Origin of the sequence: Actinomycetospora sp. CA-084318 (assembly GCF_050955885.1) — a bacterium.
In the GTDB taxonomy this organism is placed as follows: domain Bacteria; phylum Actinomycetota; class Actinomycetes; order Mycobacteriales; family Pseudonocardiaceae; genus Actinomycetospora.
Map to the genome: position 1 here is coordinate 925145 of NZ_CP192098.1, position 24795 is coordinate 949939.

Below are 24795 nucleotides of genomic sequence, written 5' to 3' on the forward strand. Positions count from 1 at the left end.
GCGTCCCGGACCGTGCGGTCCCGAACCACGCTGGCCGTCGCCTCCGCCGCGACGTTCCTGGCGCTCGTCGTGTTCACCTCCACCCTGGCGACCATGCCCGCCACGGCCGCCGCGCTCGGCGCGGGCCCCGAGGGCCAGGCGTGGATCCTCAGCTCGATGAGCATCGGGCTCGGGGTGGCGCTGCTGCCGGCCGGGGCCGTCGCCGACGACCTGGGGCGACGTCGGGCCCTGGTCCTCGGGTCGGTCGTCCTCGCGATCGGCTCGGTGCTGTGCGCGATCGCGCCGAGCACCGCGGTGCTGGTCGCGGGCCGGATCGTGGCCGGGATCGGGGCCGCGGCGCTCGTCGCGGCCAGCCTCGGCCTGATCGGGCACGCCTTCCCCGCCGGGACCCCCGACGCGCCGCGCGCCAGCGGCATCTGGGGCGCCTCGCTGGGCGGCGGCATCGCGATCGGCCCGCTGCTCGCCACCGGCAGCGAACGGCTCGCGGGCTGGACGGCGGAGTACTGGATCGAGGCGGTGCTGGCGGTCGGGCTCGCGGTGTGGGCCCGGCTCGCGGTCGAGGAGTCGAAGGCGGAGCACCCCCGGCCGGTGGACCTGCCCGGGGTGGCCCTGCTCGCCGTCGGCATCGCGCTGCTGCTGACCGGCCTCGTGGAGGCGCGGACCGGCGCGTTCCGGCCCACTCCCGTCGCGCTCGTGGTCGGCGGCCTGCTGGTCCTGGTGGCGTGGCTGCTGGTCGAGCGCCGCCGGGCCGCCCCGATGATCGAGCCGGCGCTGTTCCGGTCACCCCGCTTCCTCGCCATGATGCTGGCCGCGCTCGCCACGGGCATGGGCATCATCGCGACGACGTCGGTGCTGCTCTCCGTCGCCGAGCGCGGCCTGCGGGCCTCCGCCCTGGCCGCGGCCGCCGTGCTGCTCGCCTGGTCGGTGACCAGCGTGGTCACGTCGCTGCTCGCCCGGCGGCTGCCCGCCTCGGTCAGCGGGCGCCTGCAGATGGCGGTGGCGCTCCTGGTCGTCGCGATCGGGCAGGCGCTGCTGCTCGGGGCGACGCCGGAGTCGTCGGTCTGGCGGTTCGTCCCGGGGCTGTTGGTGGCCGGTGTCGCGAGCGGGGTGCTGAACGCCGCGTTCGGACGGGAGGCCGTCGCCAGCGTGCCGGCCGGCCGCGCGGCCATGGGCAGCGGCGCGAACAACACGGCGCGCTACGTGGGCTCGGCGATCGGCACGACGGTCGTCGCCGTGATCACCACCCGCCCCGGGCTCGCCCCCGGCCCCGCGGGCCTGCTCGGCGGGTTCGACGACGCCGTGGTGGTCGCGGGGGTGTTCTCGCTGCTCGGGGCGATCGCCGTGTTCGCCTGTCGCGGTGGGCGGCCCGAACAGGCATCCTTGAAGGATGGACAAGGCAGCGCTCGCCGAGACCCAGGGCCCTCTCAAGCAGCAGTACCGTGACGATCCGGAGTCGGCCGTCGTCGTGCTCAAGGCCGACGGCGACCTCGACGGCTCCGGCATCGCGTGTCGCGTGCAGACCGCCCAGGCCATGGTGGAGGCCGGCCTGCACCCCGCCACCGGCGGCACCGGGGAACTCCTTTGCTCCGGGGACATGCTCCTCGAGGCGCTCGTCGCCTGCTCCGGGGTGACGCTGCGCGCGGTGGCCACCTCGATGGGCGTCGAGGTCCGCGGCGGCACGATCCACGCCGAGGGCGACCTCGACTTCCGCGGCACGCTCGGCGTCGCCAAGGACGCGCCGGTCGGATTCAAGGACATCCGGCTCTCGTTCGACCTGGACACCGACGCCGACGACGACACGCTGGCGACGCTGCACAAGCTGACCGAGCGGTACTGCGTCGTCTACCAGACCCTCGTGCGCTCGCCCGAGGTGTCGCTGACGCTGGACAAGCGCCAGGCCGCGCAGGCCTGAGCCAACCCCCAGAACGACCGAACGGCACTCTCGCAGCGTCTATGTGCGCGAGAGTGCCGTTCGTTCGTGTGCCGGGAGACCCCTAGTCCGTGTGGTACGGGTCGTAGTGGATCTGCATGAACGGGGTGCCGGCGTCGAGCATCGCCGACACCGTGGAGCGGACCATGGGCGGTGAGCCGGCCACGACGACCTGCCGGTCGGCCCACGCGCCGTAGCGCGCGACGACCTCGCCGAGCGTGCCGGTCTCCGCGCCGTAGCGGCGCCCGTCCTCCTCGACGACGGGCACGACGGTCAGCCACGGGTTGTCCTGCGCCATACGCCGCAGCGTGTCGATGTCGTAGAGCGAGCTCCACGTGCGGCCGCCGACGAACAGCGCGACCTTGCGGTCCGAGCCGTCGAGCATGAGCTGCTCGATCAGCGCGCGGCACGGGGCGAGCCCGGTGCCGCCGGCGACCATGAGCAGGTCGGCCCGCGAGCGCGGGTCGAGCGTCATCTGGCCCATCGGGGGGCCGATCCGCCACACGTCGCCGACGCGGGCGTGCGACACGATCGCCCGGCTCACCCAGCCACCCGGCACGGTGTGGACGTGGAACTCCATCACGCAGTCCGGCCCGGGCGCGTTCGCCGGCGTGAGCGAGCGCCACATGCGGGGCCGCTGCGGGGTCTCGACCGTGACGTACTGCCCGGCCAGGTAGGGCACCGGCTGGCTGGTCTGCACCCGCACGATCGCGAGGTCGGGCGCGATCCGCCGGTGCTCCATCACCCGGGCCATCCAGACGGCGGGCCCGCGCTCGGCGTCCGCCGCGTCGCGCATCGCCTGCGAGACGACGCCGTACGCGCCGACCCAGGCGTCCTTGACCTCGGCGGTCCACAACGGGCCCGCGATCTCGCCGAGCGCGCCGAGCAGGGCCTCGCCGACGCGGTCGTAGTGCTCGCCGATGACGCCGAACTTGCGGTGGTCGCGGCCGAGCTGGCGCAGGAAGATGCTCAGCTCGTCCGGCCGGTCCACCATCTGCACGACGTGGATGAGCGCGCGCAGCAACCGCGTGCGCTGCAGCTCCATCGTCACGGGGAAGAGCTCGCGGGTCTCCGGCGCGATCCGGAAGAGCCAGCCGTAGAACAGCTGCGTCAGCTCGTCGGCGCGGGGCGCCACGGCCTCGAAGCTCGACCGGATGATCGCCACCATGTCCGCGGCGTCGTTCGACGCGGCGGCCGCCTCCCGGGGCTGCGGCAGCCCCACGCCCTCGGGCACGGCGTGGTTCGGGCCCGGGGCGGAGAGCGCGGTGGTGCGCGGGGGCTCGTCGTAGCGGCCGGACAGACCGTCGGAGCCGTAGCCGCGGTCGGAACCGTAGCCGCCGTAGCCCCCGGTCTCCGGGCCGCCGGGCGCGTACCCGGTCGAGTGGCCCCCGGAGGAGTAGGAGTCGGGGCCGTAGCCGCCGGTCGCGTACCCACCGGTCTCGTAGCCGCCGGGCTCGTAACCGGACCCGCCGGTCTCGTAGCCGCCGGTCTCGTAGCCCCCGGACCAGGGGCTCGGCTCCGGTCGGGCCGAGGGGAGGGAGGCGGGCGGGAAGGTGCTGCGGGGCGGAGGCGGGGGCACGGGCCCGCGACCCTGGGGGTGGCTCATCGTCGTCCCGTCGTCGCGCCGGTCGTCGGCGATGTCGAACACGGCGTCGTCGGGGTCGTAGGCCCCGGTCGAGAACGGAGCGCGGCCCGCCGCGGGGTCGAACGACCCGGCTCCGAGGGGGTTGCGGCCGGTGACGGCGGACCGGTCGAGCGCCGCGGCGCCCCAGTTCCCGGGGTGCTCCCCGGACGTCCGACCCTCGCGGGGAGGTCCCGCGGGCCCGACGGGGCCGTGACGGCCCGCGTCCGGACCGTTGTTCCTCGCTGCGGTCACGTCCGGTCGACTCCTCATCTCGCGATGACTCGCTCGCCCCCCGCCCGGCCACCCCGGCGGTGGGCACTGTGGCGCGACGCTACTCCGCGTCCGCCCACGAACGTGCAGGGTGGCACACGGTGCGGTCAGCGTACGGCCACGGCCGGTGAACGGCGACGTACGCACCGCCGTCGTGGGGGCCCGGACGACCCGTCGTCACTGGTCGTGGCGGGTCGACCGTTCTTCCGGTGACGTGATCGTCACTCGTCCGAGGTCGGCGCGTCCTCGCGGGTGGTGTCCGGCGCGTCGGAGGTGTCGGCCGCGTCGTCCGGAGCCGGTGTCGTCGTCGGGGCGGCCAGCTCGGACCGCTCGGCCACCCGGCGGGGCGCCGCGCTCGAGGTGGGGGTCGACGTCGTGGACCGCGGGGTCGCCGACCGCGTCACGGTCGGGCGCGGCGGCCTCGTCGGCCGCGGTGTGCTGCTCCGGGTCGGGCGCGCCTTCGTCGTCGTCGTCGTGGTCGACGAGGTGGTGGTCGAGGTGGCCCGGGGCGTTCCCGACGACGATCCCGGTCGCGCGGGGCCGACCTCGCGGCGCTCGTCGGGCCGGATCAGGTCGGCGCCCGCGACGGCGGGGTCGAGGTCGGCGGTCTCGGGCGAGCCGGCCGTCGTCGTGACGGGCAGCTCGGTGCCGGGGTCGGCCAGGACCGGGGACGGGGCGGCGGGCAGCTGGCCCTCCGCGCCGGTGGGCGTCAGTCCGAGCGCGAGCCCCACACCGCCGACGCTGAGCGCCCCGAAGGCGGCGACGGCGGCCGGCAGGGCGGTGGACCGGCGCCGGCGCTGCCGGCGCGCCCGCGGCGCCGCCTCCTCGAGCAGGGCCGCCATCTCGTCGGCCTGGGCGCGCAGATCGCTCGCGCGCACGCGTCCCCGCGCGCCTGCCCCGGGGCCGCCGCCGCGCGCGCGACCTCGTCCGGTTCGGCTCACTCCTGGCCTCCCGCCGTCGGTCTCGTCACGCTCGGTCCTCGCGACGACTACTGCCGGTCGCCGGTCAGGGTGCCAGAGCGACCGGCTCCCCGTCGCCCCGACCCGACACGGAGAGCACCAACGAGTGACGCAGGGTGAGCTGGTCCCGCCCTCGGGTGGTCATCGGGCGACCCCCTACAGTGGTCCGGTGTGACCGGTCACGATCGGGTTTCGGCTGCGCTGCCGGAGTGGTCGCTCCGCCGAACAGACGATCGTCAGAGCCCGGATCGCGGCTGACGTGAGTCCGAACGGAGAGATCCGCTCCCCGGGTGCGTCGGTGAGGATGGTGTCTGGGCGCGCGGGGGTCCGGCTCGGACGTCGTCGAGGACGACGTGCACGACTCAGATGTCGACGACGTCGCTGAAGGCATCGGCGACGGACGCAGGACCTCGGAGCACACGGAGGTGGCATGGCGCGCGGGATGGCCACGATGGCCGTCGTCGAGACCTCGACGGACGCCGGCCCGACGACCCCGGCGACCGGGACCCCGGTCGGGGCCGACCCGGTGGACGCCGCGACGACGGCGGTCGCGCCGGGCGCGACGCGGCCCCCGGCCACCCGGACCGGTGACCCCGGGGTCGCCACGGCCCCGCTCGTGGCCGCGCCCACGGCCGCGGTCGCGCCGGTCGAGCCGGCGCCGGTCGCCGCGTCGGAGGAGCCCGCGGCCCCGGCGGCCGCACCCGTCGTCGGGACCGAGCGGCCGCGCCCGCGGCCCCGGCCGACGCCCGCCGCGCCGCCGGCGGCCACCGCCTGGGGCGCCCCCGCCGGGCAGCGGCCCGCGCCCGTGTCCGCCGTGGACCCGGCCGAGGCCGAGGAGTTCCTCCGGCAGTTCTTCGCCGAGGCCGAGGAGCCCGGCGCCACGACGGTGAAGGGCGGGGCCGCACCGTCGACCTCGCCCGAGGAGCGGATCGCCGCGGTGCGCGAGGAGATCGCCCGCACCGGCACCTACGTGCACACCACGGCCGAGCTGACCTTCGGCGCGCGGGTCGCGTGGCGGAACTCCGCGCGCTGCATCGGCCGCCTCTACTGGCGGAGCCTGCACCTGCGCGACCGTCGCCACGTGAGCGCGCCGGACGAGGTCGCCGCCGAGTGCATCGGCCATCTCGACGAGGCCACCCGGCGGGGCCGCATCCGCTCCACCATCACGATCTTCGCGCCGGACACCCCGACCGCGCCCGGCCCGCGCATCTGGAACGAGCAGCTGATCCGCTACGCCGGCTACCGCACCGGCGGCCGGGTGCTCGGCGACCCCCGCCACGTCGGGTTCACCGACCACGCCCGCTCGCTCGGCTGGGTGCCGCCGTCCCCGATGGGCCGCTTCGACGTGCTGCCGCTGGTCGTGTCCGGCGGCGGCGAGTGGGCGGAGAAGGGCCCGCAGTTCGTCGGGATCCCGGCGGAGTCGGTCCTCGAGGTCGACCTGCACCATCCCGACCACCGCTGGTTCGCCGACCTGGGACTGCGCTGGCACGCCCTGCCGGTGATCAGCAACATGCGGCTCGACATCGGCGGCATCTCCTACCCCGCCGCGCCGTTCAACGGCTGGTACATGGCGACGGAGATCGGCGCGCGCAACCTCTCCGACGCCGACCGCTACGACATGCTGCGCGAGGTCGCCGAGAAGATGGGCCTCGACACCTCCAGCGACCGCACGATGTGGCGGGACCGGGCGGCGGTGGAGCTCACGCTCGCGGTGCAGCACTCGTTCGACGTCGCCGGCGTGTCGATGGCCGACCACCACGGCGAGTCGGAGCGCTTCCTGCGCCACCTCGAGCGCGAGGAGCAGGCCGGCCGCACCTGCCCGGTGGACTGGAGCTGGATCGTCCCCCCGATCTCCGGCGGCCTCACCCCTGTGTTCCACCGGTACTACGACGAGCCGACCGACACGGGACCGATGTTCCGGATGGACCCGCAGGCGGCAGCGCGTGCCGGTGGGTGCCCGGTGTGAGCTCCGCTCAGGTGAGCACTAAGTGGGCCCGTAGCCCCTCTTAGTGCTCACCTGCGCTCCGCGCACATCCAGCCCCCGTGGTCGTCGAACACCCGGTACGACCAGCCGGTGCGCTCGCCGAGCGCGACCAGGTCGTCGCGGGTGAAGCGGCGCAGGTGCCCGTAGACCGGGTCGGGGACCTCCTCGTAGGGCACGGCCACGACGATCCGGCGGCGGGCCACCCGCACCATCTCGTCGACGATCGGCCCCGACCCGTCCTCGGGCAGGTGCTCGAGCAGGTGGATCGCGGTCACGGTGTCCACCGACCCGTCGGCCAGGGGGACCGCCCGGGCGTCGCAGGCGAGCGTGCGGAGCCGCTCGGCGGCCTCCGGCACCACCCCGGCCCGCGCGACGGCGGCGAGCAGCGTCATCGTGCCGGGCGTGTGGTCGGTGGCGACCACGTCGAGCCCGCGCTCGGCCATGAGCAGTGGCAGGAAGCCGAAGCACGAGCCGAGGTCGGCCACCGTGGTCCCCACGACCTCGTCGAGGGCCCGCGCGTGGACCGGTGCGAACCCGGCCAGCGACGCCTCCGGGGGCAGCCCGACCACCGGCGCGCCGTGCGGACGGCGCAGGACGGCGAGCGAGTTGGCGTAGAAGGTCGCCCAGGCCGTGAGCGGGTCGAGGATCGTCGACCGCACGATCCCGGTGACCACCCGCTCGAACAGCGGCGCCGAGTCGACGACGTCGCCGAGCTCGTCGGCGACGACCGTGGCGATGTCGTCGTCGAGCTCGTCGGGCCGGAACCGGTGGAGCACGAGCAGCCGGTCCCCGAGCCGGTGCAGCTCGAAGCGGTCGGTGACGAGTTCCGGGGTCCGGCCCTCGGTGAGCCGCACCGGCACCGCGGCCCGGTCGAGGTGGCAGACGACGACCGGGCCGTTCTCCCAGCGCCCCGGATGCCCCGGGGCCAGCGGATCGATCCGCAGCGAACCCGCCGCGGGCGTCAGCGTCATCAGCGACCGATCATCTCGGACACCATGTCGTGGCTGACCTCGGAGAGGCCGGTGAGGTCGCGGACGACGCGGATGCGGTCGCAGAACTCGGCGTACTGCGGCAGGTCGCACGCGCCGAGCCCCCAGGAGTAGCGCGGCTCCGGGGTGAGCCAGATGGTCTCCCGGGCCCGGCGGGAGATCTCGGCGAACGCCTCGATGTTCGGGTCGTTGCCGTTGCCCCGGCCGTCGCCGAGCACGATCACCGTGGAGCGGCGGTTCACGGCCGAGGCGTGGTCCTCGAGGAACGTCCCGAAGGCCTCGCCGTAGTTCGAGTTGGCGTCCACGTCGATCATGTCGCCGCCGAAGATCAGCCCGAGGGCGTCCTCGACGGTGTGGTCGCTGAACAGGTCGGTGACCTCGATCAGCTCGGAGACGAACGCGAACGACCGCACCTGCCCGAACATGTCCTGCAGACCGTGCACCAGGTGCAGGGTGAACCGCGCGGTCGCCCGCACCGACAACGAGACGTCCGCGAGGATCACCAGGCGCGGCTTGTCCTCGGCCCGGCTCACCGTCACCGGGGTGAACGGGATGCCGTCGAAGCGCATGTTGCGCCGCATCGTGCGGCCGGCGTCGATCCGGCCCCGCGGCGACTGCCGGCGGCGATGGGTCAGGGCGCCGTGCAGGGTCTTCGCGAGCCGGCGCAGCGAGTCCTCGAGCTGCTGGCGCTCGTGCTCCTCGGCGCGGTCGACCTCCGCGCGGTGCGCCTCCTCGTCGGCGTGCCCGCCGTCGATCACCCGCTGCTCGATCTCCATGAGCCGCTCGAGGTGCCGCTTGATCGCCTCGGGCAGGTTCTCCAGCATCCCGGCGAGCCGGCGACGCAGGGCCATCGCGTCGGACTCGTCGCCCTCGTCGGCGATCCCGTCCTCGACGCCCTGCAGCCACCCCAGCAGGGCCTCCTGCTGGGCGACGTTGAGGTCGGCGTCGACCTTCGTTCCCGACGACGTCGCGATGTCGCCGGGCAGGCCGCCACCGTGCAGGTGGTCGGTCTCGATCTGGACCTTCTCGCCGGTGTTGGTCTGGTCGGTGGCGCCGTCCTTGGAGAAGACGATCTCGTCGGTCATCGCCGCGAGGTCGATCTTGTTGGCCTCCTGGTGCAGGTTGTACTGCTGCGCCATGTCCTCGGGGTCGAAGAACTGCTTGATGTCGACCGGCTTGCCGTGCTCGTGGCCCTGCTCGGGGGTCTCCGAGGGCTCCTCGGAGAGCGTGAAGTCCTCGAGGGTGCCGTCGTCGCTGAGGTCCTCGTGCCCGTGGCCGTGCCCGTGCCCGGTGTCGGCCTTCCCGATCTTCACCAGCGCGAAGAAGGCGTCGAAGATCTCGTCGAACGTGTCCTCGTCGCGAATGTCCTTGACCAGCGAGACCTGCAGCGCCGCCTTGAGCGTCGCCCGGTCCGCGAGGACGCCGGGCTCGCGGGCGCAGCGCATCGCGTCGAGGACCTCCGAGGTGGAGATCCGGACCTGACGGATGCGCAGCAGCCGCACGAAGCGGTGGATCGTGGCCTCCATGCCGGGGCCTCCCTTCGGGTTGGTCCGAGTGGCGCAGCCCCTTCCCGAGCGAGCGGCACTCTCGCAGCATCTATGTGCGCGAGAGTGCCGTTCGCTCGGAGGGGGAGTGGCGCGTCAGAGGGCGCGCTTGCGGCCCAGCCCGAACGACCGGTCACCCTGCGAGGAGCTGACCTTGCGGGGCCTCGTCGGGTTCTTGTCCGAGCCCGTCCGCGCGGCCTCCTGGTTGTCCCGGCCCGGCGCGCCGTAGACCCCCGCGTGCCGCCCCGGCTCGTCCTTGGCGGCGCGGACCGCGCGCCCGTCGGGACCGTCCTCGTCGTCGGGAACCGGCGCCGGTCCCGCGGAACGGCCGTTGGTCGGTGCCGCGTGCGCGTGGTCGTCGTCGTGGCCGTGCCCGTGACCGTGCCCATGCCCGTGGCCGTGCCCGTGGGCGTCGTCGATCGTCGCGTTCGGGTCGACGAGGCCGGGGAGGGCGTTGAGCGCCTTCGTCACGTCCTTGTCGTACTTCACGACGACGCTGACGGTGTCGGCGAGGATCTGGGAGTTGAGGTCGTCGATGCCCAGCACCGCGAGCGTGCGGGCCCAGTCGATGGTCTCCGAGATCGACGGCGCCTTGCGCAGCTCCAGCTCGCGCAGTCCGCGCACCACCTCGACGAGCTCGCGCGCGGCGGCCTCGGGGAGCCCGGTGTCCTTGGACCGGACGATGTCGAGCTCGCGCTCGGCCGTCGGGTAGTCGAGGAACAGGTGCAGGCAGCGGCGCTTGAGGGCGGCGGCCAGGTCACGGGTGTTGTTGCTGGTCAGGATCACGTACGGCGCGTTCTTCGCGGCGAACGTGCCGACCTCGGGGACCGAGATCTGGAACTCGCCGAGGGTCTCGAGCAGCACGGCCTCGAGGGCCTCGTCGGCGCGGTCGACCTCGTCGATCAGCAGCACGACGGGCTCCTCGGACCGGATGGCCTCGAGCAGCGGGCGCGGGGCGAGGAAGCGCTCGGAGAAGAAGACCGAGTCCTGTGCACCGATCCGGTCGACGGCGGTGGGGATGTCGGGGGCGTCCTCGACGACCTGCCCGATCTTCTCCCGCAGGATCTGGGTGTAGAGCAGCTGCTTGCCGTAGTCCCACTCGTAGAGGGCCTTCGTCTCGTCCTGGCCCTCGTAGCACTGCAGGCGCAGGAACTTCCGGCCGGTCGCGACGGCGAGCATCTTCGCGAGCTCGGTCTTCCCGACGCCGGCCGGGCCCTCGAGCAGCAGCGGCTTCTCGAGCCGGGTGAGGAGGAAGACGGTGGTGGCCAGGCGCCGGTCGGCGATGTAGCCCTGCTCGGCGAGCGCGGAGACGACGTCGTCGACGGACTCGAACGGTCCCGTGGTCGCGGTGGGCTGCTCGGACGTGCTGGTCACGCGGGGATCCTCTCCTGCGGGTGTCGATCCGGGGAACGCGCCGGTGCCCGGCGGACCGTTCGACGGTCCGCCGGGCACCGGTGCGGGGCTCGCTCAGCTGAGCAGGTCGTCCAGGTCGCCGTTGAGGCAGTGGTCGACCACGGGGCGCACCGTCGTGAAGGTGCACTCCTTCGGGTTGCCCGGGGTGCAGGCGTCGCCGAGGACGTGGTTGGTGATGCGGTCCACGTCGGCGTCGTTGCCCGTGATGGTCTTCTCGTTCTCGTAGAACTTCGTCGGGCCCTGGCCCAGACGGTTCTTCGAGTACGAGTCCTGGGTGACGTCGGTGAACTTCTCCGGGATGCCCACGTCGCGCAGCAGTCGGATGGAGGCTGCCAGCGCGGCCTCCGCGGCCTGCACGTCGGTCATGTGCGTGGTGTCCACGCCCATGGCGTCGGCGATCTTGGCGAAGCGCTTGTAGGCGACCGGCATGTTGAACGCCCACACGCGGGGGAGCGCGATGGCGTTGTTCAGGCCGTGGTGGGTGTCGTAGAACGCCGACACGGCGTGCGAGATCGAGTGGATGATCCCGAGGCCGCCGGAGTTGAACGCCTGGGCGGCGATGTACTGCGCGTACATCATGCCCTCGCGGCCGGGGAGGTCCTGGCCGTTCCACACCGCCTGGCGCAGGTTCTGCGCGGTGAGCTCGATGGCCCGCAGCGCGTTGCCGAGGCTCGGCTCGAAGTTCAGGCGCGAGACGTAGGGCTCACTGGCGTGCGCGAGGACGTCGAACCCGCACTGGGCGGTGAAGTCGATCGGGCAGTCGTAGTAGAGCACCGGGTCGTCGATGGCCAGCGAGGTCACCGAGTTGTCGTCGAAGGCGACGTACTTGTGCGGGTTGTTCGGGTCCGTCGTGGTGTCGGTGATGACGTAGGCCCACGAGGTCTCCGAGCCGGTGCCGGCCGTCGTCGAGACCGCGATGTGCGGCGGGTTCTTCGGGTTCTCGGACTGGTTGAAGCCCTCGAACTCGTTGACGTTGCGGCCGTCGTGCGCGACCGAGATGCGCGCGCCCTTGCAGGCGTCGTGCGAGGAGCCGCCGCCGATCGAGACGAAGCTGTCACAGGAGTTCTCCTGGTAAAGCTTCACCGCGTCCATGACGTTGTAGTCCTTGGGGTTCGACTCGACCTGGTCGTAGATGACCGTCTCGATGCCGTGCCACTTCATGGACTCGCTGATCTTGTGGACGATGTCGGTACCGCGGAGGCCCGACGTCATGATCAGCGTCTTCTTGAAGCCCATCTTGAGGGCCTCGGGGCCGATCAGCTCGTGCGAACCCGGCCCGAGGAGCGCCCGGGGGAACGGGTGGAACTCCTTGATGGGGAACGGCTTGAGCAGCTCGTCGACCTGCATCGCGATCCTCTCGTCGTCTGGCGAAGACCCGCCTGAACCTCAAGCCGGTCTCTCGTTCCGGCCGGACGCTAGGCGTGCGCCAGGTCACGAGCGAGAGTCACACCGTGATCCCGTTCACGGAGGTGGGAGATCACCTGCACCTTCGGAGGGTTTCGCGGGCTGCCCTTCGTACCGCGCTCCAGTTGGGCTGCAGTTGCCAGCATCTTGCGACAGGCGGGGATGGTTCGTCCAGCCCCCGCCGGGAACTCCTCGCGTCGTGGACCTCTCGGGACGGACGGCGGTGGTGACGGGCGCGAGCCGCGGCCTCGGGCGCGCGATCGCGGTCGGGCTGGCCGCGGCCGGCGCGCGCGTCGTCGGGATCGCGCGGCCGGGCTCGTCGCTGCCCTCGGAGGTGGAGGCACTGCCGCTGGACCTCGCCGACGTGGACGCCGTCGCGGGGGCCGTGGCCGACGTCGGCGACGTCGACGTGCTGGTCAACGCGGCGGCGGTGATGAGCGAGCGGCGGTCCAAGACGCTCGAGGTGTCGCTCGCCGACTGGCGTGCGGTCCGCGACGTCGACCTCGACGCCCCGTTCGCGCTCGTCTCGGCGTTCGTGCCGGGGATGGCGCAGCGCCGCTGGGGCCGCGTGGTCAACGTCAGTGCGTGCCTGGGGCGGATGAGCGGGCCGGGTACGGCGGGTGGGCTCGCGCCCTACCGGATCGCCAAGGCCGGCCTGAACGCGATGACCCGCAACCTCGCCCACGAGCTCGGCAACGGCCGCAAGGGTGTGCTGGTCGACGCGACCTGCCCCGGCCACTGCCGCACCGACATGGGTGGTCCGGACGCGCCCCGCTCCATCGAGGAGGGCGCCGACACCGCGATCTGGCTCGCCGGCCGCGAGGCCACGTTGTCCGACCCGCCGCCCACGGGGCGGCTGTGGGAGGACCGTGCCGAGGTGCCCTGGTAGCTGCCTTCCCGACGGCGGGTGTGGTCGGGTCCGTCCTTCTCGGGCCCTTCTGGTGATCAACAGTCCCGTGGTGGGCCGGAAAAGGTGCCGTAACCCCTCCAGGGGACCGATGATCATGCGGCCAGCCGACGCATGACGCGCACGGCGAGCCGGTCGAACGCCGTCGGGTCGTGCACCATCGCCGACGTCACCCGCACGACGGTCCAGCCGACGTCGAACAGGTCGCCGTCCCGGAACGCGTCGCGGTTCTGCCCGGTGATGTCGCGGTGGCTCGGGCCGTCGTACTCGAGGGCGAGCTTGGCGTGGGGCCAGGAGAGGTCGGGGTGGACGAACCGGCCGGTGAGCAGGCGGACGGGGTGCTGGCAGACGGCCGGCGGCACACCGCGCGCGAGCAGGCCGAGGCGCAGCCGGGTCTCCGGCAGCGACTGGGCGAGGGGATTCATCAGCTCGAGGACCTCGCGGACCTGTGTGAGCCCGCGCGCGCCGGGATGGGCCTCCGCCAGCGCGCGCAGGTCGTCGGCGGTGAACTTCCGTCGGAACGCGAGGGCGTCCACGGCGGCGACCGCCTCGACCAGCGGGGATCGTCGGGCCAGGTCGAAGGCGGTGCGCACGGGCGACGTGACGTGCGCGCCGAGCGTGATCACCCGCTCCTCCGGCGGCACGGCGTCGACGCGCACCCGGACACCGTCCGGCGGGTTCCGGCAGCGGCGGCCGAGGATCACCTCGCGGTCGTCCCAGGGGCAGTCGGCGCCATGGGCCAGGGCGGCCAACGGCCCGGCGACGATGCCGTGTCCGCGCGACCAGAAGTGCAGGGCCTGCACCCGGAGCCGGATGTCGGTCAGGTCGGCGTCCGCGCCGACGTAGGTGTCGGGGTAGAGCCGGATGAACTCCGGGCCGCGCAGACGGTCGGGGGTCAGCGCGCCGAGGCGCACCGCCACCGTGCCGCGGAAGGGTTGGGTGGTCGTCCTCGACAGGTGCGTCACATGGGCTCGGACGCAGCGCGGGGCGCTGCGGATCCGACTTTCTCCGCGGCGCGTGATCAACAGGCCCGTAGGGGTCCGGAAAAGGTGTCGCCAGCCCGCCAGGGGACTGTTGATCACTGGGCGAGGGGCGAGGGGCGAGGGGCGAGGGGCGAGGGGCGAGGGGCGAGGGGCGAGGGGCGACGGGCGGCCGGGAGCGGGGAGCGGAGGCCGGGCCGGATCAGGAACCCGCGAGGGCGGCACGCGCCAGGTCGAGGGCCCGCTCCGGGGACACCCCGAGCTCGCGCATGCGCCCGGCGAAGGCGCGGGCGGCCTCGCGGGCCTCGTCGGGACCGTCCGAGGCCTCGACGACGAACGTGCCGAGCCGGCCGCGGGTCTCGACGACGCCGGCGGCCTCGAGTTCGCGGTAGGCCCGCGCGACGGTGTTGGCGGCCAGGCCGAGATCGACGGCGAGCCGCCGGACGGCGGGCAGCCGCGTGTGCGGCGGGAGCGCGCCGGAGTCCACCAGCGCCGTGACGGACGCGCGGACCTGCTCGTACGGCGCGACCGGCGACGACGGGTCGACGTCGATCAGCGCGGTGGGATCGGGACCGGTCACCCGAAGCCCCGCCCGAGGTCGTCGAAGGCCGCCACGACGAGGGACCGTAGCTCCGCCTCGGGGGACGCGAGCCAGACGGTGAACACCCCGCGCATCGCGGCGACCACGACCCGGGCGAAGACCTGCGGGCGCAGCTCGTCGGGGGCCTGGCCCCACCGCGCCGCCGCGTCGAGGGCCACCGCCCGCTCCCACGCCTCGTAGCGGACGGCGGCCCGCGCGGCCACCTCCGGCACCGTCTCGATGAGCGCCAGGCGGCGGCGCAGCACCGGCTCGTCGCCGGGGGAGTAGGCGTTGACCTGCAGGAACGCCTGGCGGGCGGCCGAGGTGGGGTCGGCCGCGGACGGCACGGCGGCGAGCGCGGCGACGAGCGCGGCGAGGGCGTCGTCGAGCTGGCCGAGGACCACGTCGAGCTTCGTCGGGAAGTAGCGGAAGAACGTCCGGCGGCCGACCCCGCCGGCCGCGGCGAGGTCGTCGACGGTCACCGCATCGAACCCGCGCACCGTGAACAGCTCCAGCGCGGCCGCCTCGAGGCGGCGGGCGCGGAGGGTGCGAGTGGCCGACGTCACCCGAGCAGTGTGCCCCGTCCGGGGCGGGTGCCTCCTCGCGCGTAGCAAACGAGACCGCGGTCACGCCCTGTCCGATCGGTCGGAACCGGACCGTCCACGACGACCGTGTGAATGGCACCGAGTGCCAGTTAGCGTCCGACGCGTCCGAGGTGGTCGAACGCAGGAGGTCGGTATGGCTGAGCCCACGCACGAGGAGACCCCGCTCGTCGAGGAGACCCTCGTCGAGGAGGTCTCGATCGACGGCATGTGCGGCGTCTACTGATGACCGCGGCTCCGGCGGAGGCCCAGACCTCCGCCGGCGCCTTCGACCCCGCGCTCCCGTACCGGCTCTCGACGTCGGTCTCGGTGCGGCCGGAGTCGTTCGGCGCCCTCGTCTACGACTTCCACACCCGGCGGCTGTCGTTCCTCAAGACCAAGCCGCTCGTCCGGGTCGTCGAGGTCCTCGCGGACCACGACGACGTCCACGGCGCCCTCGTCACCGCCGAGGTGCCCGAGGGCCAGCGCGACCAGTACCTGCGGGCCCTCGCCGGGCTCGCGGACGCCGGCACGATCCAGCGACGGGACACCACCCCATGAAGCTCGTCGAGCACTTCACCCACGGCCTGAACTCCCCGATCTGCCTGACCTGGGAGCTCACCTACGCCTGCAACCTCTCCTGCGTGCACTGCCTGTCGTCGTCGGGTCGGCGCGACCCGAACGAGCTCTCGACCGAGGAGTGCAAGGCGGTCATCGACGAGCTGCAGCGGATGCAGGTCTTCTACGTCAACATCGGCGGCGGCGAGCCGACGGTGCGCAGCGACTTCTGGGAGCTGCTCGACTACGCGATCGCGCACGACGTCGGCGTCAAGTTCTCCACCAACGGGGTCAAGCTCGACAAGGAGCGCGCCGCGCAGCTCGCGAAGACCGACTACGTCGACGTCCAGATCTCGCTGGACGGTGCGACGGCGGAGGTCAACGACCACGTCCGCGGCCCCGGGTCCTACGACACCGCGATCCGCGCGATGGAGAACCTGTACGAGGCGGGCTTCGGCGAGTTCAAGATCTCGGTCGTCGTCACCCGGCAGAACGTCGACCAGCTCGACGACTTCAAGGCCATCGCCGACCGCTACGGCGCCCAGCTGCGGATCACCCGCTTCCGCCCGTCCGGTCGCGGCGCCGACTCGTGGGACGAGCTGCACCCCACCCGCGAGCAGCAGCGCCAGCTCTACGACTGGCTGGTCGCCCGTGGCGAGGACGTGCTGACGGGGGACTCGTTCTTCCACCTGTCGGCGTTCGGCCAGGAGCTGCCGGGGCTCAACCTCTGCGGTGCCGGGCGCGTGGTGTGCCTGATCGACCCGGTCGGCGACGTCTACGCCTGTCCGTTCGCGATCCACGACCAGTTCCTCGCCGGCAACGTCCGCTCCGAGGGCGGCTTCCAGGGCGTCTGGCAGGACAGCGAGCTGTTCGCCGAGCTGCGCGGCCCGCAGTCCGGCGGGGCATGCACCAAGTGCTCGCACTACGACGCCTGCCAGGGCGGCTGCATGGCGGCGAAGTTCTTCACCGGGCTCCCGCTCGACGGGCCGGACCCGGAGTGCGTGCTCGGCAACGGCGAGGTCGCGCTGGCGAAGCTGGAGATGGACACCGTCATCCCCAAGCCCTCGCTGGACCACTCGCACCGCACCGAGCGCGGGCCTCGTCGCGACGGCGGGCCGGTCCCGTTGACGCTGTCGGTGCGGCGTCCGGACAAGGCGTGCGACACCGACCCGCTCGCGGGTGAGGGTCGGCGGCTGCCGGCGGGCATCCGCGCGCACTAGGAGACGCAGCGCCGCGGAGCTCGCTCCGCCCCAGGACCTCCCCCGGCGCCGCAGCCCCTCGCTGCGGCGCCGGGGTGAGCTCACCGGTTCTCGGAGCGCCCCGGGATCGTCAGGGGCGGCTCCTGCGGCTTGCGCGGGATCGTGATCCGCGGCGGCGCCGGGCTCGCCGGGGACGGGTCGGACGACCCGCTCGTGCCATCCGGGGCGGAGCCCCCGCTCCCCGTCGACCCGCCGCCGCCCGTTCCCGACGACGATCCGCGCGGCTCCGCGGGTGCGCCGCCGGCTCCGGGCCCGGGCCGGGCCGGGACATCGGCCGACACCGGCGCAGCGGGCACGTCCGGCACGGCGGGGGCCACCGGCACCGCGGGCCCGGGCGGGGCGACCACGGCCGCGGGCGGGGCCGAGCCGACACCCGCGAGCAGCGCGGCCCCTCCGCAGAGTCCGCCGAGCGCGAGGCCGGCGGCCACGACGACGACGCCGGCGCGCACCCGGGTGCGGGCGGGCTGCGACCGGCCGGGCCGCGCGGCTGCCTGGGCCCGGGGCCAGTGCGGGGGACGGTCGCCGTCGGCGAGGTGGTGGGCGACGCCGTGCTGGTCGACCCAGAGGTCGCCGCGGGCGTCCCGGCCCCACCGCACGAACCGGGGGTCGTCGATCCGGGGCAGGACGGTGGTGTCGGCGGTGTCGGGCGTCGTGGTCACGGGGTGCCTCCCGGAGGCTCTGCTCGGTCCGAGGACGGCGGTCCCGCCGTCGGGTCCGAAGTCTGCGGAGCACTCCAGGAACGGACCCGAGTAGCGGACTACTCGCCCCGACCGGTCCTCGGGGAGGACCTACTCGGTCCCGAGGTCGATCGTGGCGAGCTCGCGGCGTCCGGCGACGTGCAGCTTCGCGTAGACGCTGCTCAGCGTGTTGTCGACGGTCCGGACCGACAGGACGAGGCGTTCGGCGATCGCGCGGCTGGTGAGGCCGCGGGCGGCGAGCCGGGCGACCTCCCGCTCACGGGGCGTGAGGTCGTCGGGCACGTCGAGCAGGCCCAGGGCCGGGGTCCGCGCGCCCTCGCAGCGTCCGGCGAGGGCCCGCGCCCGGGCGGCGGCGGCACGCTCGGCCGCGGGCCGGTCCGCCCGGCGGTGGGCGGCCGCGGCGTGTGCGGCGACCTCGGCGGCGAGGAGCAGGCCGCCGCCTGCGGCGAAGACGTCGACGAGCTCGTCGAGGGCGGTCCCGTCGTCGGCGGCGAGGGCGCGGGCGTGCGCGAGGCTCGCCCGGGCGTAATCGCCCTCGACGCCCTCGACCTGGCGGGCGAGCCGGTCGACCACCGCGTCGTCGGCGACCCCGAGCCGGACCAGACCGTGCAGCATGAGGAAGGTCAGCGGCCGTTCGTCGCGCTGCTCGGCGGCGTCGGCGGCCGCGGTCATCTCGCGGATCGCGCGGTCGGGTTCGCCGCGCGCCGCGGCCGTCCAGCCGCGCGCCATGTGGACCCACGGGGCGTACTCCGGGTCGTCCTCGCCGAGCTCGGCGAGGACGGCCTCGGCGGTGGCGAGGTCGCCCGCGAGGGCGCTCGACTGGGCGAGGCCCGCGCGCAGCACGGGCACCAGCGGCGCGGACCCGATGCGGACGCCCGCCGTCGCGTCCCGCAGCCGACGGGCCGAGGTGCGCACCTGCCCGGCGAGGAACCCGACGAGGCCCCCGAAGCCGCCGAGGACGATCTTCGCGCCGGTCAGGCCCGCGTCGAGGGCCTCCTCGTAGCGCTGCTCGGACAGCCGGATGCTCTCCGCGAACCGGCCCGCGAAGGCGTGCCCGGAGACCTCGCCCATCGCGAGGTGCATCGTCTGCCACTCGGGCGCGCCGTCGGGGAGGGTGGCGGCGAGGGCGAGCCCGCGGGTCGCGAGGTCCGCGAGGGTGTCGAAGCGGCCGCGACCGCGCAGGGCCGTGACGCCGACGACGCAGGCCCACAGCGTGGTCGGGTCGCCGTCCTCGACGTCGACGAGCAGTGGCGCGAGCAGGTCCCACGCCTCGCCGTAGCGACGTTCGTAGGCGAGGACCGCGGCCCGCAGCACCGTGAGGCGCCGGTCGGTGCCGAGCGCGTCGGCGTCGAGCTCGCGCAGCACGGCCGCGGCCCGATCGGGCCGGCCGAGCGCGTAGAAGAGGTTCTGCGCGCGGGTCGTGACCAGCTGGACGCTGCGGTCGGTGGTGTCGGCCCGCAGCGTCGCGAGCAGGGCCTCGGCCTCGTCCCCGCGGCCGGCGGCGAGCAGGACCCGGGCCGAGAGGAACCCGGCGTCGAACCCGCCTCCGGCCTCGACCGCCGCCTCCGCCAGCCGTCCCGCGGTCGTCGGGTCGCCGGGCAGGACGCGTTCGGCGATCTCGACCAGCTCGGCCGGGTCGACGGACTGGCCCGCCCCGAGGCGCCACAGCAGCAGCCGCAGGCGGTCGCGGGCGCGCCGCGCACCGATGGCCTGCTGGGAATCGGCGAGACGGCGGTGCACGGTGCGGACGCGCAGCGGACTCGCCCGGCCGCGCAGCAGCTCCGCGTAGAGCGGGTGGGCGAGCCGGACGTCGACCCGCCGCCCGAACTGCTCGGACACGACGAGGCCGGCCCGGTCCAGGCGGTCCAGGACGGCCGGGTCGACCAGCGAGGCGAGCAGGTCCGCCCCGGCCGGCTCGGAGAAGGCGAGCAGTTCGAGGGCGTCGAGCTCCTCGGGCTCCAGAGCGCCCAGGCGGTCGTCGAGGACCTCGTCGAGACCGTGGATGGGAGTGGTGTCGCCGGTCCAGACCCACACGCCGTCGACCGGCCGCAGCGTCCCGTGCCGGCGCGCCGCCGTCACCAGTTCGCGGACGTAGAGCGCGTTGCCGCGGGTGAGGTGCCACAGCCGGTGGGCGGCGGACCCGTGCAGCTGTCCCCCGAGCGTCGCGGCGACCAGCGCCTCGACCTCGCCCCGGGTGAGGGCGTCGAGCTCCACCCGCTCGAGCAGACGTTCCCGCCGCAGCGCGGACAGGGCGTCCGGCACCGGGGCGCCCGAGCGGGCGGTCAGCACGACGACGGCGGACCCGGTCAGGGCGAGCTGCCCGACGACCGCGGCCGAGATCGGGTCGAGCAGGTGCACGTCGTCGATCCCGAGCACCAGCCGCGCGCCGGCGTCGGCCCGCGCCACCAGGGCCCGCGCCGCCCACTGCACGAGGTTGAGCTCGCCCTCGCGTTCGGCCCACGGCGGCAGGAGCGGCCCGAGCGCCCCGAGGGGCACGTCCGCGGTCGCGGAGGTGGCCAGCGCCCGCCGGACGGTGTCCCCGGCGGTGGCGCGGCGGGCCAGGAGCTCGGCGGCGGTGCGGGTCTTCCCCACCCCGGCCGGACCGACCAGCAGCACCCCGCGGTCGGCGTCCAGGGCGGCGTCGGCGAGGGCGAGCGCATCGCCGCGGCCGACGAAGGGCCAGGTCCGGGGCTCCGTCGGCGCGCTCACGGGGCCGTGACGGCCCGGGGACCGGGAGGGGGGAGCACGAGCACGGACGAACGGTGCCAGAACGGGACGGCACCGGACAACACACGTGGCGGGGCGTGCCCGGGTGACGACGATCAGTCGCTGCTGCTGCTCCCGCCGCCGCCGGAGTCGGAGCTCCCGGAGTCGCTGCTGCTGCAGCTGCTGCTCGTCTCGGAGCCGCCGTGGTCGGACCCGGAGCCGCCGGACCAGGAGCCGGGGTCGCAGCCGGGCCACCCGCCGTCGTGGACCGTGTGGTGCTGCCAACCGTGGTCGTGGGTCGGGGTCGGCCACCAACCCGGGGCGGACCAGGAGCCGTCGTCGGGACGGGCGTGGCCTCCGATCCCGACCCCGAGGCCCCCGACGACGCCTCCGGCCGCCTGCCCGAGGACGGCGACCAGGCGTCGTCGGGCCAGGTGGGTGAGGACGAGGACGGTCAGGACCGAGGCGACCACGACGCCCAGCACGGCGGGCAGCAGGGTGGCAGGGTCGGGCCCGGTCAGGACGGCCAGGACGAGCCCGGTGACGGCGAGGCCCTCGACCGCGACGGCGGCGACGACGAGGAGACGAGGCACGGTGTCCATGGCGGGAGCCTGGCCGGGGCGTCGGCCGTGCCGGTAGACCCGGACGGACCGAGCAGGTCCGCCGGGGACTACTCGGGTGCCCGGCCGGACTACTCGCTCACCGCCGCGTGCGAGGTGCGCGGGCGGCGCCTGCCGTCGCGGGTGCTGTTCGGTCCGCACGCGACGAACACCTCGCCCGACCGCACGCTCGGCCCGGTCGAGCACTACCGCGCCCGCGCGGCGGGCGGCACGGGGGTGATCGTCACCGAGGTCGCGTCGGTGACGGCCGACGACCGGCCCTACGAGTACGCGCCGCTGGCGTCGTCGTGCGTCTCCGACTGGGCGTCCACGGCTGCGGCGTGCGCGCCCGCGCTGGTGCTCGCCGGCCTCGGGCACGCGGGTTCGCAGTCGTCGTCGCGCGGGCTGCTGCGGGCACCGTCGTCGGTGCCCGATCCGGCCACCCGGGTGGTGCCGCGGCCGTTCGCCGCGGGCGAGGTCGACGCGTTGGTCCAGGCCTTCGCGACGGCCGGTCGGGCGGCCGTCGACGCCGGGTGCGGCGGGGTGGAGATCGCCGCGGGGCAGTACTCGGTGCTGCGGCAGTTCCGGTCGGGGCTCAGTACTCCGGCGCCGGACGACTCCGTGCTGGTCGCGGTGCTGGAGGCCGTGCGGGCCGCGGTTCCGGACGCGTGGGTGGGCGTGCGGCTCACCGTCGACGAGCTCGCGCCGTGGGCCGGGATCACGCTCGGGTCGTCGCGCGCGACGGTGGACCGGGTCGCCGACCTGGTCGACCACGTCGTGCCGGTGCGCGGGTCGGCGATGTCGGTCGCGGCGACCCGGCCGGACGCGCACACGGCGCCGGGCTTCATGGCGGAAGCGTGCCGGGCCGTGCGGGACGTGGTCGCCGGGCGGTGCGCCGTGGTGCTGGCGGGCAGCGTGGTCGACCCGGTCGACGCGCAGGCCGCCCTCGACGACGGGTTGGCCGACCTCGTCGAGATGACCCGCGCGCAGCTGGCCGACCCGACCCTCGTCGCCACCGTGCGCGCCGGCCGGACGCCGCGACCCTGTGTGCTGACGAACCAGCGGTGCCGCGTGCGGGACGTCCGGAACCCGCGGGTCGGGTGCACGGTGGAGCCGTCGGTGGGCGAGCACCCTCCCGGTGGCAGCAAAGCGTCGTTGCTGTCACTGGGTGACAGCAACGACGCTTTCCTGCCACGGGGGGAGAGGCCACGGGGGAAGAGGCCACGGGGGGAAGGGGCACCGGAGGTGCTCGTCGCCGGAGCGGGGCCGGCCGGCATGGAGGCGGCGCGGACCCTCGCGCTCGCAGGACGGGCCGTGCGGATCGTCGAGCGCGCCGACGAGCCGGGCGGGCTGCTCCGGACGATCGCCGCCCTGCCCGGCCTCCACCGCTTCGCCCGGCTCGCCGACTGGTACGTCGACGAACTCATCCGGCTCGGGGTGTCGATGCAGGTCGGAGTACCCGCGCCGCCCGACGCGCAGATCGTGGCGACCGGGGGCGACGACGTCGGCCTCACCCCGCTCGCCGTCCTCCGGGGCGCCCGGATCGACGGCCCCGTCGTCATCGACGACCCCCTCGGCGACGGCACGGCGGTCTCCCTCGCCGAGCACCTCGCGGCGACGCACCGGGTCACCCTCGTGACCGCCGACCAGGTCGTCGGGAAGCAGCTGTACGACCTGGTCGGCGCGAACACCCGGCTGCAGCAGACCGGCGTCGAGCGCGTCCTCGAGCACCGGGTCGTCGAACACCACGCCGACCACGTCGTCGTCGCGGACGTCGTCACCGGGACCCGCCGCACGATCCCCGGCACGCTCGTCGAGGCCGGGCCCCTGCGCCCGGCCCACGACAGGACGGGACGCCTCGTCGGCGACGCCCTGGCCCCACGCACCGTCGCCGAGGCGATCCGCGAGGGGCGCCGCGCCGCCGAGGAGGTCCTCCGTGCTGGGTGAGCCGCTCCAGATCGGCACCCAGACCGTCCGGAACCGGATCGTCTTCCCGGCGCACCTCACCAACGCCGCCGAGGCCAACCGGCCGAGCCCCCAGCACGCCGCCTACTACGCGGCCCGGGCGGCGGGCGGCGCCGGGCTGATCATCGTCGAGGAGCAGGCGATCGACCGCCCCTACGAGAAGGCGGTCCACGGGCTCGACCCGGCCGTCGTGCCCGGCTACCGCGCGATCACCGAGGCGGTGCACGCGCACGGGGCGGTGGTGCTGGCACAGATCGGGCACAACGGGGCGCAGTCGTCGTCGCTGTACTCCCGGACGCCCGTCGAGGCGCCCGGCCCGATCCCCGACCCGATGTTCCGCGAGGTGCCCGTCGCCCTCGACGACGTCGGGATCGCCCGCATCGTCGCCGGCTTCGCGACCGTCGCCCGCCACTGTGTCGCCGGCGGCTTCGACGGCGTCGAGATCCAGGGTTCGCAGGCGTCGGTCGTGCGGCAGTTCCTCTCCCCGCTGACCAACCGTCGTGATGACCGCTGGGCCGACGGCGTCCTGTTCCTCCGCGAGGTGCTCACCGCCGTCCGCGCCGAGCTCGGCGACCGCGTCCTGGGCGTCCGGCTGCAGGGCGACGAGGGGCTCGACGGCGGGTTGACCGCGGCCGACGCCGCCCGGGTCGCCACGCGGATCGCCGACCTCGTCGACGTCGTGAACACCGCGGTCGGGGTCGCGACGGCCACGCTCCCGCTGATCGAACCGCCGATGGGCGTGCCCGCCGGCTACGCGGAGCCGGTGCCGAACGCAGTGCGGGCGGCGTTGCGCGGGACCGGGATCCCGGTCATCGGCGTCGGGCGCTACACCACCTCCGAGCAGGCACGACGCGCCCTCGAGACCGGTGCCTGCGACCTCGTCGGGATCGTCCGCGGCCAGATCGCCGACCCGGCGTTCGCGACGAAGGCCCTGCGTGGCGACCGCGTCCGGCGCTGCATCGGGTGCAACCAGGAGTGCATCGCGGCGGTCGGGCTGAACCGGCGGCTGGGGTGCGTGGTGAACCCCGACGCGGGCCGCGAGTCGGTGCCGGTGGCGCCGGCCCGGTCCCGGCGACGGGTGCTGGTCGTCGGCGGGGGACCCGCCGGTCTCGCGGCGGCGGCCGAGGCGGCGGAGCGGGGTCACGACGTGCACCTCGTCGAGCGCTCCGACCGGCTCGGCGGGCAGCTCGCGATCGCCGCGGCCGCGCCGGAACGGCGGGAGCTGGCGTTCGCGGTCGCCGACCTGGCGCACCGCTGCCGGGACGCGGGGGTGCGGGTGTGGCTCCGCCACGTGAGCACTGACGGTCGCTGTAGCGACCCTTGCTGCTCACCTGCGGAGCACATCATCGTCGCCACCGGAGCCCGCCCCGATCCGCCGTCGGGAACGATCGACGTGAGCGACGTGCTCACCGGCACCGCCTCGCCGTCGGGCCGGGTGCTGGTGGTCGACGACCTCGGCGGTCCGGCCGCGCCGAGTGTCGCCGAACTGCTGGCGCAGCGGGGCGCGCAGGTGCGGCTGGTGACGAGCGGGATGGTGGCCGCCGAGGGGCTCGGGCCGCTGCTGGAACGGGAGCGGTGGCGACGACGGGCCGCGGCACTCGGGATCGAGCTGCTGACCGACCGCGTGCTCCTCGACGGCGCGATCCTCCACCACCCCACCGGGACCGTGGAGCCGCTCGACGCGGACGTCGTCGTGCACGCCGGCCCCCACGTGCCCGACGAGCTCGACCTCGACGGCGTCCGCGTCGGCGACGTCCTCGCCCCCCGCGACGCCGCCGCCGCGATCCGCGAGGGCACCGACGCCGCGCGCGCCATCAGGTAACCCCGTGGTTGCCTGAACGAATG

Annotated in this window: 21 protein-coding genes; 9 read left to right on the forward strand and 12 right to left on the reverse strand. The window is 74.6% G+C overall.

Going from position 1 to position 24795, the window contains the following annotated elements:
* The first annotated feature begins 12 nt into the window (after positions 1-12).
* Both ACQPYX_RS04565 and ACQPYX_RS04570 read left to right on the forward strand, forming a co-directional pair.
* Positions 13-1443: an MFS transporter gene (locus ACQPYX_RS04565; protein ID WP_433801733.1), complete on the forward strand. Its 1431-nt coding sequence runs from the start codon at positions 13-15 to the stop codon at positions 1441-1443.
* Positions 1388-1912 (forward strand): OsmC family protein, encoded by a 525-nt coding sequence (locus ACQPYX_RS04570; protein ID WP_433801734.1) that lies wholly within the window; start codon positions 1388-1390, stop codon positions 1910-1912. The genes ACQPYX_RS04565 and ACQPYX_RS04570 overlap by 56 nt, the downstream gene beginning before the upstream one ends.
* A gap of 82 nt (positions 1913-1994) precedes the next feature.
* On the opposite strand, the gene ACQPYX_RS04575 is transcribed toward ACQPYX_RS04570, so the two are convergent.
* Together ACQPYX_RS04575 and ACQPYX_RS04580 are read right to left on the reverse strand one after the other, a co-directional pair.
* The gene (locus ACQPYX_RS04575; protein ID WP_433801735.1) at positions 1995-3806 is read right to left on the reverse strand and encodes an FAD-binding oxidoreductase; all 1812 of its coding nucleotides are present in this window, start codon (positions 3804-3806) and stop codon (positions 1995-1997) included.
* 239 nt (positions 3807-4045) lie between these two features.
* Positions 4046-4702, reverse strand: a complete 657-nt coding sequence (locus tag ACQPYX_RS04580) for a hypothetical protein (protein WP_433801736.1) — start codon at positions 4700-4702, stop codon at positions 4046-4048.
* Between the two features lie 511 nt (positions 4703-5213).
* Here ACQPYX_RS04580 and ACQPYX_RS04585 point away from each other — a divergent pair.
* Positions 5214-6749: a nitric oxide synthase oxygenase gene (locus ACQPYX_RS04585; RefSeq protein WP_433801737.1), complete on the forward strand. Its 1536-nt coding sequence runs from the start codon at positions 5214-5216 to the stop codon at positions 6747-6749.
* A gap of 47 nt (positions 6750-6796) precedes the next feature.
* Here the strand turns inward: ACQPYX_RS04585 and mftM are convergent, their stop codons facing one another.
* From mftM to mdo, 4 genes are all read right to left on the reverse strand, one after another.
* Positions 6797-7738 carry a mycofactocin oligosaccharide methyltransferase MftM gene (gene mftM / locus ACQPYX_RS04590; protein WP_433801738.1) on the reverse strand — a complete coding sequence of 314 codons (942 nt, stop codon included), beginning with the start codon at positions 7736-7738 and terminating at the stop codon, positions 6797-6799.
* Positions 7738-9282: a VWA domain-containing protein gene (locus ACQPYX_RS04595; protein ID WP_433801739.1), complete on the reverse strand. Its 1545-nt coding sequence runs from the start codon at positions 9280-9282 to the stop codon at positions 7738-7740. Before ACQPYX_RS04595 ends, mftM begins: the two co-directional genes overlap by 1 nt.
* Positions 9283-9396: 114 nt before the next feature.
* Positions 9397-10674, reverse strand: a complete 1278-nt coding sequence (locus ACQPYX_RS04600; RefSeq protein WP_433801740.1) for an AAA family ATPase — start codon at positions 10672-10674, stop codon at positions 9397-9399.
* Between the two features lie 93 nt (positions 10675-10767).
* Positions 10768-12060: an NDMA-dependent methanol dehydrogenase gene (mdo, locus tag ACQPYX_RS04605; protein WP_230758991.1), complete on the reverse strand. Its 1293-nt coding sequence runs from the start codon at positions 12058-12060 to the stop codon at positions 10768-10770.
* Positions 12061-12343: 283 nt separating this feature from the next.
* Here mdo and ACQPYX_RS04610 point away from each other — a divergent pair, with 283 nt between their 5' ends.
* A complete protein-coding gene (locus ACQPYX_RS04610; protein ID WP_433801741.1) occupies positions 12344-13006 on the forward strand; it encodes an SDR family NAD(P)-dependent oxidoreductase in 663 nt (220 codons plus the stop codon).
* Between the two features lie 113 nt (positions 13007-13119).
* Here ACQPYX_RS04610 and ACQPYX_RS04615 read toward each other — a convergent pair whose 3' ends face one another.
* The 3 genes from ACQPYX_RS04615 to ACQPYX_RS04625 form a co-directional block, all read right to left on the reverse strand.
* Positions 13120-13989, reverse strand: a complete 870-nt coding sequence (locus ACQPYX_RS04615) for a hypothetical protein (RefSeq protein ID WP_433801742.1) — start codon at positions 13987-13989, stop codon at positions 13120-13122.
* A 217-nt stretch (positions 13990-14206) separates the two neighbouring features.
* The gene (locus ACQPYX_RS04620; protein WP_433801743.1) at positions 14207-14584 is read right to left on the reverse strand and encodes a GntR family transcriptional regulator; all 378 of its coding nucleotides are present in this window, start codon (positions 14582-14584) and stop codon (positions 14207-14209) included.
* On the reverse strand, positions 14581-15150 hold the full coding sequence (locus ACQPYX_RS04625) for a TetR family transcriptional regulator (RefSeq protein WP_433801744.1): 570 nt from the start codon (positions 15148-15150) through the stop codon (positions 14581-14583). Before ACQPYX_RS04625 ends, ACQPYX_RS04620 begins: the two co-directional genes overlap by 4 nt.
* 172 nt (positions 15151-15322) lie before the next feature.
* Between ACQPYX_RS04625 and mftA the strand changes: the two genes are divergently transcribed.
* From mftA to mftC, 3 genes are read left to right on the forward strand one after another with little or no spacing between them, the layout of a single operon-like run.
* Positions 15323-15412 carry a mycofactocin precursor MftA gene (gene mftA / locus ACQPYX_RS04630; RefSeq protein WP_018332344.1) on the forward strand — a complete coding sequence of 30 codons (90 nt, stop codon included), beginning with the start codon at positions 15323-15325 and terminating at the stop codon, positions 15410-15412.
* The gene (gene mftB, locus ACQPYX_RS04635; protein WP_433801745.1) at positions 15412-15726 is read left to right on the forward strand and encodes a mycofactocin biosynthesis chaperone MftB; all 315 of its coding nucleotides are present in this window, start codon (positions 15412-15414) and stop codon (positions 15724-15726) included. Before mftA ends, mftB begins: the two co-directional genes overlap by 1 nt.
* Entirely contained in the window at positions 15723-16943 is a 1221-nt protein-coding gene (gene mftC, locus ACQPYX_RS04640) for a mycofactocin radical SAM maturase (RefSeq protein ID WP_433801746.1), read from the forward strand. Before mftB ends, mftC begins: the two co-directional genes overlap by 4 nt.
* An 80-nt stretch (positions 16944-17023) precedes the next feature.
* Here the strand turns inward: mftC and ACQPYX_RS04645 are convergent, their stop codons facing one another.
* From ACQPYX_RS04645 to ACQPYX_RS04655, 3 genes are all read right to left on the reverse strand, one after another.
* The gene (locus ACQPYX_RS04645) at positions 17024-17641 is read right to left on the reverse strand and encodes a hypothetical protein (RefSeq protein WP_433801747.1); all 618 of its coding nucleotides are present in this window, start codon (positions 17639-17641) and stop codon (positions 17024-17026) included.
* Positions 17642-17770: 129 nt separating this feature from the next.
* Positions 17771-20389, reverse strand: coding sequence for a LuxR C-terminal-related transcriptional regulator (locus ACQPYX_RS04650; RefSeq protein ID WP_433801748.1), 2619 nt, complete (start codon positions 20387-20389; stop codon positions 17771-17773).
* A 113-nt stretch (positions 20390-20502) separates the two neighbouring features.
* Positions 20503-20988, reverse strand: coding sequence for a hypothetical protein (locus ACQPYX_RS04655; RefSeq protein WP_433801749.1), 486 nt, complete (start codon positions 20986-20988; stop codon positions 20503-20505).
* Positions 20989-21015: 27 nt separating this feature from the next.
* Here ACQPYX_RS04655 and ACQPYX_RS04660 point away from each other — a divergent pair, with 27 nt between their 5' ends.
* Both ACQPYX_RS04660 and ACQPYX_RS04665 read left to right on the forward strand, forming a co-directional pair.
* Entirely contained in the window at positions 21016-22932 is a 1917-nt protein-coding gene (locus ACQPYX_RS04660) for an NAD(P)-binding protein (protein WP_433801750.1), read from the forward strand.
* Positions 22922-24772, forward strand: a complete 1851-nt coding sequence (locus tag ACQPYX_RS04665; protein WP_433801751.1) for an FAD-dependent oxidoreductase — start codon at positions 22922-22924, stop codon at positions 24770-24772. Before ACQPYX_RS04660 ends, ACQPYX_RS04665 begins: the two co-directional genes overlap by 11 nt.
* The last annotated feature ends 23 nt before the right edge of the window (positions 24773-24795 follow it).